Source organism: Paenibacillus sp. EB106-05-06-XG162 (assembly GCF_058791655.1).
In genome coordinates this window covers 1057599-1070915 of record NZ_JBYTDT010000001.1, presented here as the reverse complement: position 1 = coordinate 1070915, position 13317 = coordinate 1057599, and the positions used below count along the sequence as shown (strand labels likewise).

Annotated in this window: 11 protein-coding genes; all 11 read right to left on the bottom strand. The window is 44.3% G+C overall.

The genetic code is table 11. From position 1 onward, the window contains the following. Window positions 1-264 precede the first annotated feature (264 nt). Window positions 265-363, bottom strand: a complete 99-nt coding sequence (locus tag AC3WU2_RS04650; RefSeq protein ID WP_379346316.1) for a YjcZ family sporulation protein — start codon at window positions 361-363, stop codon at window positions 265-267. Window positions 364-632: 269 nt separating this feature from the next. After that, a complete protein-coding gene (locus tag AC3WU2_RS04645) occupies window positions 633-1451 on the bottom strand; it encodes a DUF4362 domain-containing protein (protein WP_492451700.1) in 819 nt (272 codons plus the stop codon). 236 nt (window positions 1452-1687) lie between these two features. After that, complete coding sequence (locus AC3WU2_RS04640) at window positions 1688-2452, bottom strand: methyltransferase domain-containing protein (RefSeq protein WP_492451698.1); 765 nt, start codon at window positions 2450-2452, stop codon at window positions 1688-1690. A gap of 403 nt (window positions 2453-2855) precedes the next feature. Beyond that, entirely contained in the window at window positions 2856-3740 is an 885-nt protein-coding gene (locus tag AC3WU2_RS04635) for a carbohydrate ABC transporter permease (RefSeq protein ID WP_492451696.1), read from the bottom strand. 21 nt (window positions 3741-3761) lie between these two features. Next, on the bottom strand, window positions 3762-4661 hold the full coding sequence (locus AC3WU2_RS04630) for an ABC transporter permease (RefSeq protein WP_492451694.1): 900 nt from the start codon (window positions 4659-4661) through the stop codon (window positions 3762-3764). 88 nt (window positions 4662-4749) lie between these two features. Continuing rightward, entirely contained in the window at window positions 4750-6450 is a 1701-nt protein-coding gene (locus tag AC3WU2_RS04625) for an extracellular solute-binding protein (RefSeq protein WP_492451692.1), read from the bottom strand. A 109-nt stretch (window positions 6451-6559) separates the two neighbouring features. Then, window positions 6560-8194: a response regulator transcription factor gene (locus AC3WU2_RS04620; protein WP_492451690.1), complete on the bottom strand. Its 1635-nt coding sequence runs from the start codon at window positions 8192-8194 to the stop codon at window positions 6560-6562. Continuing rightward, a complete protein-coding gene (locus AC3WU2_RS04615; protein WP_492451688.1) occupies window positions 8172-9941 on the bottom strand; it encodes a sensor histidine kinase in 1770 nt (589 codons plus the stop codon). The genes AC3WU2_RS04620 and AC3WU2_RS04615 overlap by 23 nt, the downstream gene beginning before the upstream one ends. 176 nt (window positions 9942-10117) lie before the next feature. Continuing rightward, on the bottom strand, window positions 10118-10864 hold the full coding sequence (locus AC3WU2_RS04610; RefSeq protein WP_492451686.1) for a basic secretory protein-like protein: 747 nt from the start codon (window positions 10862-10864) through the stop codon (window positions 10118-10120). 917 nt (window positions 10865-11781) lie between these two features. Continuing rightward, a complete protein-coding gene (locus tag AC3WU2_RS04605; protein ID WP_492451684.1) occupies window positions 11782-12552 on the bottom strand; it encodes an ABC transporter permease in 771 nt (256 codons plus the stop codon). Continuing rightward, entirely contained in the window at window positions 12553-13311 is a 759-nt protein-coding gene (locus tag AC3WU2_RS04600; RefSeq protein WP_492451682.1) for an ABC transporter ATP-binding protein, read from the bottom strand. Window positions 13312-13317: the final 6 nt, after the last annotated feature.

The window sequence follows — 13317 nt, the reverse complement described above, 5'->3', positions numbered from 1 at the left end:
CTATCTGAACCACGCCAGACCTTGTCGTATTACGGATTATAGGCGTATGGGCTGCGATCCAGACCAAGTAACATCTCGAAAATTTCCCGAAGGATAAAATAACCCCTGATCTCTTCGATGACTTTTTAAGCACTAAAAAAGCACAGTGCCACAAAAGATTGGCAGCCATGCTTTAAAGAGGTGACTGTATGAACTAGATATATTATGCAAAGAAGTGTTAAGTGAGCCCGGACTACTCTTATTAATAATTATCGACATTAGGCACTAATTAAAAAAACATGCACAAGAGACAATTACTAACAAGATGAACAATACAAGGATAGTACCTGTGCTTGTAAAAAAGCTTCCACGTACATCGGACATTTTTAACACCTCCCTTTTATTGAGTACCCAATATGTTATGTAGGATGATCTCACTTTGTTTGGATGGTTGTACTAGTATTTCACTAAATTGGAATCAAAACAAACATCGTCTAATCCTCGGTGAAACTAAAACTGCCAGATAATAATAAAATGGAATTCTGTACGACAACTCCACAATCCTGACAGTTAGCGCAATGAGGCTGCCGATCTATGCCGACAGCCTCGTTTTAGTTATTTAATAAGCTATAGTTCTCCGTTAGTTGAATCACTTACGGAAACAGAAGGTTAAACATCCCTTCTCCGACAAAGCTTTCTCCACAAGAGGAAAGCTTGTATTCCGTTCCGCGGTCCGTCTTTATCTCGTCGATCGACTTACAGAACTCCAAACACTTCGTAGGCGTTCCATATTGATCATGTGTATTGTCGTACATGTGCCTTATCGTCTCTCCGTCAAACAATAGATTATCGAAGACTGGTCCGCCTTCGATCGTAAATTGGACAACTTGAATTTCGTCGTTGACACCAACTTTCACATTCGTCACAAACTTCTCCCAAATGTCCAAATTGCTTAGTTTGTTACGTACATTCACGAAATCCCCGTTGGTTGCAGCTTGCTTGGAGTCGTACCTTATACCCCAGATAAGGTTATATAAATCACTGGTTGATTCTGTTGTCAGCTTATATCCTGTGCCAGTATCGGAGACGTAGGTATACATGCCGTGCGCATCACGCGCATCGATCCACAGGTGAATTTCCCACTGCTTTCTACCTTGCTTAATCACGATGTCGTAATCTGGCTGGCTCACATCGAGCCTGCCTTGCATTTTCTCAGCAGACTGTACCGCTTGTGTGAAGCTCTCGATCTGCTTCTTTTCTGTAAAAGTACCGTAAGGCGCTGCGTTGATGCTTCCGAAGCCAAGCGAGCGGCTCACCACAACTTGATCGCCTGTTCCTGCTACGACCTGGAGACGCGACTCTGTTACGTGTGAAGAGCTTGATTTCTCAGGGATAGCCTTTCCTTGTTCATTCTCGCAGCTTGCTATAAAAAATAGTAATGCTGCTGCCAAGATGATACTTGCCATTCTCATTAAAACTCACCCCTTAGTTCCTTCGACGCTGTTATAAAGTGGAAGGTTGCATCTTTGGGAAATGCACTAAACTGCCCGTTATTCCAACAAAGCAAAAGGGGCTGATTCCAAGCAAGCTCCTTAACTCTCGTTCCTCGTTAGTTTAACAACGGGGGTCCAGCAAATACGCTTTATTTCCGCAACAAAGGCTGCCATTTGGCAGCCTTTGTGATCACCACAGTATTCTTACAATACACTTACTTTCTTGCCCTAATAATCATAAAATTTTGATATTCATTTACTTCTTGTAAAGAATAGCCACCATATACAGAAACATCTTTGAATCCGACCATCTCAAGCATCATGATAAACTCATACTTAAAAAACCAACGCATTTTAGTTGTACTATACTGAGTATCAATTAAGGCGCCATTTTTAAAAATTTCATATCGCTCTATCTTAATTTGAATCTGTTCAAGGAAATTAAAGTCTGATTTTGAACTTACGACTATATCCGAACCGTCGCTTCTTGTACCCTTAAAACCAGGTGCCCATTCAGAACCTTTATTTATGAACAAATCTTTTGGTATAAACAGCGGGATTAAGGTCTGTCCACCTTGTTCAAGATGCGCATATATACTCTTTAAAGCATTCATTGCGTCTTCTCTTTCTGATAAGAGTATAAATGAAGCCGCTGGTATATAAATGGTCATATACTTTTTAGGTATAGCAAGATGTTGCATGTATTGATCATACAAAACTGGAAACTGCCCATTTTTCTCAGCCTTAGCTCTGCATATATCTAACATGTCTTTAGAACAATCAACCCCATCAACATCAAGACCAGCGTCCAAATAAGGCAACAATAATCTTCCAGTACCACATCCAAGCTCTAATGCAGCTCCTGGAACTTCTGTAATCATTTTTCTGAAAAACTCACTATCATCGGACGCGCTTCCCGTTCGCATATCGTAAGTTTCCGCTAGAATACCTTCATATGACTCAACATTATTAAACAACATAATTTAATGTTCCCTCCATGTTATAAATGTTTTTACACACGGAAGGTTATTAATAAGAATTCTATATTAACCCTTCCGCACCTCGAACTTTTTTGTAAGATCAGCTTTACTATTTGTATTCATCGCGACCACTCTCTTCCATATTTAGTCATTCCAATATAACTCGCTAAGTAATATATGTCTATGAGCGAACAAATTCATTCCACTATCGTGTCCAGTTAGCGCAATGACCTAACATTTTATTATGATACGGTTTCTACATACTGTCTGGTCTGTAACGGCAAGAGAATACAAAAAAAAGGCTGCCTCAAACGTCATCTTGGATGACTTTTTGGCAACCTCCTCTCTAATCCCTTATTATTTTTGGTTTACGTCTTCTTCATATGCGGTTTCGGCTCCTTCTCTATTCCTTCACGCTTCCCATTACCAGGCCGGTCATGAAATATTTTTGCAAAAACGGATAGACGACCATGATCGGCAATGCGCCTATAAAGATTTGCGCCGCACGTGTAGTCCGATCCGAGATCTCCGACAAGGTTTTAACATCCTCTGCACGCATGTTGGCGAAATCCTGTTGAATGATAGCAGTCTGTAAATAAGTGGCGAGCGGGTAATGACTTGGTGAATTCACGAGCATGAGGCCATCGAACCAGGAATTCCAGTGCCCGACGATTGTGAACAGCGTGACCGTCGCAATAGCAGGCATGGACAGCGGGAGATATATTTTCCACAGCGTTATCCAATGACTTCCTCCATCAATGAAGCTCGATTCCTCCAGCTCCTTGGGCAGTCCCCGAAAAAAATTGAGCAGCAGAATGACATTAAACACGGTCACCGCCCCCGGAATGACAAGCGCCCAAATCGTATCCATTAAATGCGTATATTTGATCGTCAAGTACCATGGAATTAAACCGCCGCTGAATAAGATCGTAATTACAAAATACCAGGCATAAACGGACCTCATCCGGAAATCCTTCACTTCTTTGGAAAGCGCGTATCCCAGCGTAACGGTTAAAAACATACTAATTCCCGTACCCAATATTACCCGCTGAATGGAAATCAGGAATGACCCCAGAAATTCTCTCTTCTTCAAAATAAATTCATATGATTTCAGTGAGAATTCGACCGGCCATAACTTGACTAGCCCAGCCGCTGCAGCACTGCTGGAGCTGAATGAGACGGCGATGACCTGGATGACGGGAAGGATGCAGAGCAGCGAGAGAGCGATCAAAAATATAAGATTGCAAATATTGAATAGGCTCCGCGTTACGGAGGCGCGTTGAATCATTGTGTTAACCCCCTATTCCAGTTAAAAAATTCGGTAATTCGCAAACCTGTACGCCAGCCAATAAGACACCGAGATCAGCAGAAAGGAAACGGACGATTTCAGTAATCCAATAGCGGTTGCCGGACCATATTGGGCATCTGAGACACCGACGCGGTAAATCAATGTATCCAAAATATCTCCGCTTTCGTAGACTTGAGGACTGTATAAGTTAAACACTTGGTCGAAGCCCGCATTTAACACGTTGCCTAAGCTGAGCGTGGCCATTAGCACAATGATCGGGATCATCCCCGGCAGCGTAATATAGAGGGTTTGCTTCCAGCGGTTTGCGCCGTCTATGATAGCCGCTTCATAAAGAGACGGATTAATGCTTGTCAGCGCGGCCAGGAATACGATTGTGTTGAAGCCGAATTCTTTCCACGTATCCGTCAGAACGAGCGTGATGGGAAACCAACTGTTATCGCCGAGGAAGTATATAGGTTGGATGCCGAACCATCCGAGAACTTGATTGACGATGCCGTGCTGTAGAGAGAGGACATCAATGAGGATGCCGGCAAGAATGACCCACGATAGGAAATAAGGAAAATAGATTAAAGTTTGAATGCTGCGCTTCACAACCGTCTTACGGATTTCATTCAACAGCAGAGCGATGATGATCGGTACGACATTGCCCATAATAATTTTCATCGTAGCAATGTAAACGGTATTCCAGACAATACGGTATGTGTTCGGCATTTCCAGGACGTATTTCAGATTGGTAAGCCCTGTCCATTCCGAGCCCATAAACCCTTTGATCGGTTTGAAATCCTGAAATGCAATAATGTTGCCGAACATAGGAATATAGCAATAGATCAATACAATAACTAAACTGGGAAATACCAATATATGCAAAGGTATCTCGCGGCGCCATTTACCCGTTTTCATCTGTCATCCCACCGTCCGGTTGGTATAATAAAGATAAGGGAAAGAAGTTGAACGTCATCTTTTCCCTTTCTTTTTTTTGATCCTTTAATTATTTGGAGGTTGAAGCCCACTCGTTTACTTCTTTCGTAATTTGGTCACCGCCGGATTTTTTCCAGTTATCCACGAATTTGTCGAAATCATCTAACGGCGAACCAACGATGATCTTCGTGATCATTTCTTTCTCTAAATTAAGCAGTGTCGACCATTTGAGCGTCATGGTTTGGGTCTGCACGCTAGTGCGATATTCATTTGTATAAAGCAGATCGTTTTCCTTATAGTAATTCAGGACGGCGAAGGAGGAATTTTCTGGACCTGCCTGACGTACCGTCGACCAAAACGTTTGATCGCCATTCATGAACGCCTGATAAGCATCGTAGTCCGCCTTTTGCTCTCCGTTCATTGCCGATGGATCATTGGATGCCACAGCATTCTTCAATGCCTCGTAACGTCCGGGAACATCCTTATTGGGTGGAAAGCCATACACGAACGGCCACTTGAATGCTTCAAGACGGTCCTTCGTCACACCCCATGTGTTCCAATCGCCTGTTTCTCCGAAAAATTTCTCAAAGTTCATATTAAACATCTTAACGATGACTTCGGGATGCTTATAGTTTTTATTCACAACATAGTATGTTCCGATCGGGAAGCCTACGGAAGGACGAGCTGGTTTATCATCAATAGAAGGAATCGGATACGCTTTCCAATCCATACTCGGATTCAGCTTGCGCGCATCGTCGAATGGATAGTAGGGATTGGAGTTTGCCCCAAACGTAATGCCTAGTTTATTCTGTCCGAGCAGCTCCGCCTCCTTGGCAGCGTCCTTCGCTCCGAATTCCTTATCGATTAATCCGGATTTGTACAGCTCCTGCAGCTTCGCAAGGGCAGGCTTCATTTCCGGCTGGATCCCCCCATACGTCAACTGACCAGAAGCATCCTTGATCCATGTCCCATTCGGATTAGCATGATATGCATTGAAGAAACTCTCCAAATCGGCAAAACCATCATAAATGTTCTTGTTCGCTGCCAATCCTACAACACCTTTGCCGCCATCACCATTCGGATCCTTGGTAGCGAAGGCTTCCATGATGTTGAATACATCCTGCATATTTTTGGGGTCAGGCAAGTTTAACTTCTTCATCCAGTCCGAACGAATCCAAAGAACGTTAGCATCTGTAATATTCCCATTAAATCCGGGTATCCCCAAAAGCTTTCCATCGATCGTAGCGGAAGTCACAGCCATACCGCCATCCTGCTTGGCCACATCCTTCGTATAAGGGGATGCGTATTTCTCGAACACCTCTGTAAGGTCTGCTAACTGTCCGTTCTCCGCCAGTTGCTTGAACTGCTTGGCATTCACAGCCACAATATCCGGTAGCTCGCCAGAAGCGATCATGAGGTTCAACTTTTTGCTAAAGGCACTATCACTTCCGCCGGAGTTGTCTGCAACCCAATCATAGATAAGATTAATGCCAAGCTCGTCCTTGTAAGCCCTTGTCCAGAGGTTATTGCCGATATCCTCTCCCTGCGGGAATTTATAGCTTCCGTTAATCCCGCGTACCGCATGGACATCAATAGGGGTCTCGTATTTCCCGAGTGGCCCCGCAGCATCTGCTGTCGTTGGTGTGTTCTTGTCGCCGTCAAGGGACGGACTGCTTGCTGCTTGATTGCCTGAATTGCTGCATGCCGTAATTAGCAGGGCGATACTCATGAAGCAAGCCATAGCCGTTGATACAACTTTTCGTCTGTTCAAACCAACTTCCCCCTCATCGTATAGTGTGGTATTACTCCCTTCCTCTGTATTATAGGAGGACTGTTTGTGCGCTATCTACTGACACATCTATACTTGTTGTAACCAATATTTACTTCTGCAGTTCGCGATATTCCTGCGGTGTCAGGTTGGTGATCGACTTGAAGAACCGGTAAAAGGATCGTTCGGACAGGAACCCGACACGCTCCGAAATATCGCTCATCCGAATGCCGGGATTTCTAAGGAGCTCCTTGGACTTCTGCAGCCTGACTTGTTTGATCGTCTCTGTAAGCGACTCCCCTGTATGATGCTTGTATAATCTCGACAAGTACGATGGGTTTAGCGACACGATATCGCTTAAACGAGTCAAGGAAAGGTCTCCGTTCAAATACTCGTGTATATATTTCTTGATCTTCGTGATGACGTCGTTCTCGGAGTTCGTATGTCCCTCAGATCGATGATTAAAAATCAACTCCGCTAATTCTCGCAAATAATCAAACGCCGAGCTCCATGTCTTATGGGCTTGCATCTTCGTCAGCTTATCCAGGTCCATCTGTTCGGCTGCCAGGCGGAGGACAGAGCTGTAATTCAGAATGGAGATGTAAATGACGACTAACGTGTAGTACCACTCCGTTCTGGCTTTCTCGGTCTGCTCATTCTGGGCAGCAAGTAAAGCGGTTATCCCATCAAATGCAGCCAAGTAGGCTTCACGCCGTCCGGCTTCCAAATCATTTTTTAAGTCGATCCATAAATGGGTCTGTAAGGGACTTTTTACAGGTTCGAATCGGCCGTGATCCGTACCATAGGCTTGGTCGGTCAATAATAGCTCTTGACCCAAGCCAAGCCCATATCCGAATAAGCGTTTAATCGTTATATAGCGGATATGCAGCTCCTCCCACTCGCAAGGCTTGCTGGCTACTATAATGGAGAGTTTGATCTTGAGCAATTGCCTGATCGTATGTTGGATTTGCTCCAATGTACCTTGGACGAACCTAAGGATTTGATCCCACGAATCTGCAGCATCTGATTTCGGTTGGATGAACCAAACCATGCGGAAGCGTTCGTAATCCGTGAAAGCGACACGAGTCGAAACACCAAGCAATTCTTCTGAAATATTTTGCACCGCATATATGATCAAGGCCCGGTCGAATGTGCTTAGGCCCTCTCTCCATTCATCTACGCGGCCTACAACTAAAAGAACGGGTTTGGAAGGGTGGAGTGAAATGGATAGCTGAGTAAACTGATTGTGAAGGTTGCCGAGCGCATAGGATTCTCCTTGAAGGATATCGCGGAGGTATTCTTTCTGAATATAAGGCAGCGCCCGCTGCAGCAAAAGCGTTGTTTTCTGAAGTGTGCTATGCATGTCTATCTCTTCGTCCAGCTTCGCGATTGCTTTCTTGACGGATCCGATAATGGTTTCGTCGGTCTCCGTTTTAAGCACATAATCGAAAGATCCGTTTCGCATCGCTTCGTGGATATAGGTAAATTCGTTATAGCCTGTCAGGAAAATGACCTTGCAACGTGGCCAAAGCTCCATAATTCGCTGCTGCAGTTGGAGTCCGGTTATTCCAGGCATCTGAATATCGGACAGAACAATGTCAATCTTCGTTTGCTTGAGCCAATCGATCGCCATTAGCACATTGTAGGCACGATACACCTCCAGCTCCATGTCTGTTTGCTCTTGAAACAGATCGGCCATCCCGTCCACAATCACATCTTCGTCATCAATGATCAACAATCGATACATTCGGTACCTCCCTATTCGGAATGCATATCTCGGTTCGCAACCCGCCAAGGGAGCTGCGCTTAACAAGGACACCAGCATCGGTCCCGAACTTCAATTGCAGACGCCGATGCACATTAATTAATCCCGTCGTTTCCATATGTTCATGATGAGAATTCAGTTTGGCTTCAAGCATACTCAATTGCTCGTCAGTCAATTCTTCTCCATTGTCCTCAACAGCAATACAAATCAGTTCCATCTTTACTTCATAAGAAACGCGGATGATTCCGTCCGTAATCTTGTTCTGCAGTCCGTACTGGTAGGCGTTCTCCAGAATAGGCTGAATGATAAGCCTTGGTACATTCAGAGAAGCATACGTGCATGGCATATCAACAAAATCGGTACGCATTCTCTTGCGGAAACGGGCCATCTGGATGTCCGCATAGGTACGGGCGTGTAACCACTCCGCTTCCAGCGTTACCTCATCATCCGCATTTCTCGTAATATATTGAAAATAATTTCCGAGGTGTTCAACAAAGTTAATTGCGTTTTTATTGTCATCCGCCGCTATCATGCGCTTCAGGACAAAAAAGCTGTTATACAAAAAGTGCGGGTTGATTTGCGACTGCAGCTGCTTCAGCTCCGCGCGCTGGCTATGAATCTTTTGTTCGTACACTTCCTGGATCAACGTATTCAGTCGGCTGATCATAGCATTGAACTGCCGATACAGGTAACCGAATTCAAAGGCCGTCTTGTAGGGGATCGAAGTGTCCATATTGCCTCTCTCCACGCGGCGGAAAGCGGATACAAGTGAACGCAGAGGCTTATGGATCATCCGATAAATCCAATAAGAGAAGAAGATGATTACTGCAACTGATAATACGGACAGCACTAACAGCATCACGAAATAATGACTAAGGGGATCGAGAATTTGTTTCTCCGGCACATACACGAGCAGGGTTGCATCCAGCATCTCGGATGGTTCGTACGTGACGAGGTAGAACTGATTGTCAATCTTGAGACGTTCGCTTCCCGCTTTATGATCGTTGGATTTGTTCTCCAATAGCTTCTTCAAGGTTTGAATAAGCGCAGCTTCTCGGGCTTCTTGGGTAGAAGTGATATGCCAATCTTGCTCTCTCGCAAATAATACGGCCCCCCCTTCCACTGTAGTGGGAATTTGCTTAAGCACATCTCTCAGGCTTTTCAAAGAAATCTCAACCTTAATGATCGAAGTCGGCGCCTGCGCTGCGGTTATACCTAAGGGGAATAAGCTGCCCATGAAGAGGCGATCGTCCAGCATGGTAAAAGGAGACAGCGTTTTATATTGCACAGAACGAATCTCGCGTATTTCTTTAGTCGGAATGGCCGCCTCGTCATAGCCGCTCCCATGAATCGTAATTCCCATTGAGGGGATGTACAACTTCGAACTTGAAATATACTGGCTAGAATTATTCAAGAGAAAGAGCTTACTCTCCAACCGATTCAACATTTTAAACCGTTCAAAGGTGGGGATATTCGGGTACAAATTGCTTAAAGTGGACAAGTCGCCGTCATTAATGAAATCCCGCATGGATTTGGTCACCCGACTCAATTCGGCTTCATACGAGGATAAGTAGAAATGAACCCGGGATTGCATCGATTTCGTAATTTCCTGACGGACGCTTGCCGCACCTGACATGTTAATGTATAGACTTAAGATATACATAGGAATAATCGACAATAAAAAGGTTAATACCAGGTTGAGATAAATAGATGATTGCCACAGACGCATTTGTTTCCCTACCTCCTAATATCCCATGAAAGAAATAAAGCAACCGACGGAATCCCGTAAGCTGCCTTATTAACCTATTATAAGTATAATCTACTTAATATTCCATTGACTATTTTTGATATCCCCGAACGACACGGACTCCATGCCCGCTTCTTTCCCGTACCGAAGGTTCTTTCTTACTCTGATTTAATTTTATATTTGGTTTTCACATAAGGATTGTTAATATATTCCGCCCACAAATCTTCAACCGATTGCCCTGTTATTTCTTTAAAAACATTAATATGGTAAGTATTCTGTTGCATTTGTTTGTTTAATATTTCTACTACTTTATTATTCTTGTTTTGTTCGATCCATAAGAGAAAGCGTGCAGTCTCTCCATAACCACTATTATAATTATCAGTTTCTTTAGGTTCTCTAAATTTCCAATCTTCATGGTGAGGTCCGTATACATATCTAACATAATCTGCTATTCCTTCTGTAATCCACCATGTCTCATCGTCATACCTTGGATACGATTGTACAATGTGTGTTAATTCATGTGTTAATAGCCCTAAATCCCAAGGATGATTAAGGATCCATTTAGAGCTTACAACAATCATTCCATCATCTGCATATGCTACTCCATCGTATGTAGGATCGAATTTTAAAATCACTTTTTTGGTTGCAGTTTTTGGGTCAGAATACTTTGTTAATAATTTTGGATAGACATCAAAATATAGTTCAACAAAATCATTAATAATAGGATTGATTGCTGGATTATCCACCTCATTAATCACTTCTAAGATATATCCACGTTTTTCATATTGTCCCCCAGATTCAACAACATGAGATTTATTAGCGCTTTCATTTGCCAAAACACTATGGGTACTTAAAGTACTTAAAAGTATAACTGCACAGACTACACTACTTAACAGCCTTTTCATGAAAGATCGATCCTCCTAAATATATTATTCAGATTTGATAGATAGAATATAAGATTCTAGATGACTCTTTTAAAAACTATATCCCTCCTTCCTTTGTGTGTTAGTTTCTCATGACTCATCGATCACTTTGTCTTGACAATCCTATTATCCTGTAATAAAGCAACCGACAGAATCCCGTAAGCTGCTTTATTAAACCGATTATAAGTCTAACCGACACAATCCTCCACTGACTATTATTGATATTATTATGACCAATTGTTACGTGAAACGGCTGCCGATTCATGCAGCCGGCAGCCTGTTTTTACATACTTTATACCGGAGATTCCTTTTGCTTGTTACACGATTGACATTCCAACCTTTTTATCACCGAACGATACGGATTCTATGCCCGCTTCTTTCCCGTACCGAACGCTGGAAAGCAAGACGTTTTCCTGTAGGACATGATCGAAACGCTCCAGCGCCGTTATGAAGTAAGAATTTTCTACATCCGGTTCCACTATGATGAACTCGATATTTAGGTTGAGATCATCAACAGCCTTGCCGTTATTATAATAACGGTCTTTATTATATAAACAGGCGCGTTACATAGACTCATCTGATAAAAGCAACAGCGGCAAACTAGGGCGGAAAATAAAGTCCACTGTTATGGCTGCCAATATTCAACTATCGTGTCCCGTTAGCTCAACGGCATCCACGATTTGACGCCAACTTCAATAAAAAAGAGAACAGGCCACCCGTGGCAGTCTGCTCCCTAATTATCTTGAATGCTCCTTACTTCGATATAAAGGAGTAATAGAACACCACTTCACTGCGACGGCCTTGATTTCAACGAGCATGAAGCCTGCGCTTTGACAATGTGGAAGGCCCTTTACTTGATGTTTTTATTGATCACTTTTTCCTTATAATGCATACAAACATTAAGCTGCATTCCGCTTGTATGCGCGCATCGCAAATAGATATGCGACGATCATTATCCCTAAGCACCACGCTAAAGCGATCCAAATATCATTGCCTACCGGTTGATTTGACAATAGTGCACGGATGGCCTCTACGATAGACGTCACCGGCTGGTTCTCGGCAAAAGCGCGAACGGCTCTCGGCATTGACTCGGTCGGTACAAACGCCGAGCTGATAAACGGCAGGAAGATTAAAGGATAGGAGAAGGCGCTTGCTCCCTCCACCGTTTTTGCAGACAGTCCGGCAATGGCCGCGATCCAAGTCAAAGCCAGCGTGAACAGCACAAGTATACCGGCTACGGCAAGCCAAGACAGTACCCCTGCAGACGAGCGAAAGCCCATAATGAGCGCTACGAGTATGATGACAACAACAGAAATGACGTTGGATACCACCGAGGTCAGCACGTGCCCCCACAGCACGGTGGAACGCGCAATCGGCATGGAGTGAAAACGCTCAATGATGCCCCGCTGCTTATCCAAGAACAGGCGGTAAGCCACGTAAGCCACCCCGCTGGCAATAGCCATAAGCAGTATACCAGGCAATAGGTAGTTCACATAGTTATCTGTACCGGTTTGGATTGCGCCGCCGAATACATAGACGAACAGCAGCATCATTGCAATCGGAGTGATGCAGACCGTGAAGATGGTGTCCATACTGCGGAAAATATGGCGCATGGAACGTCCGAGCATCACGCTCATGTCGCTGAAAAAATGGTTTTTTGCCGTCTCCATTTATATGGCCTCCTTTTTACCGATGATTGCGAGGAATATTTCCTCCAATGTCGGCTGTTTTTCAACATACTCCACCTTTGCGGATGGAAACAGCTTTTTCAGTTCCGAGAGCGTGCCGCCGGCGATAATCCTACCCTCGTGCAGAATGGCAATTTGGTCGGCAAGCTGCTCGGCTTCCTCTAAATACTGCGTAGTCAAGAATACTGTCGTGCCGCCGTTGGCAAGCTCCTTTACAATCTTCCAAACCTCGATACGTGCCTCGGGATCAAGCCCGGTGGTTGGCTCGTCGAGGAAAATGATCTGCGGTTTGCCCACAAGACTCAAGGCGATGTCGAGCCTACGGCGCATACCACCTGAATAAGTAGATGGCTTACGATCGGCCGCTTCAGTTAAGCCGAAACGTTTCAGTAAATCGTCCGCAACTTGACGCGGATGATCCAGATGCCGCAGCTTGGCAATCATGATCAGATTTTCCCGCCCGGTCAATATCTCGTCAACCGCGGCAAATTGTCCGGTCAAACTAATCGACTGCCGCACATGGTCCGGCTTTGACGCGACGTCAAAGCCGTTTACAGTGGCGATTCCTCCGTCCTGTTTGAGCAGTGTGGTAAGGATTCTAACAATCGTCGTCTTGCCCGCGCCGTTGGAGCCAAGCAGGGCGAAAATCTCACCCTGCTTCACTTCAAAATCGACGCCCTTTAGGACTTCTGTGTTCTTGAAAGACTTTCGCAGACCTTTCACTTCAATTGCTTTTTTCATCCCGCG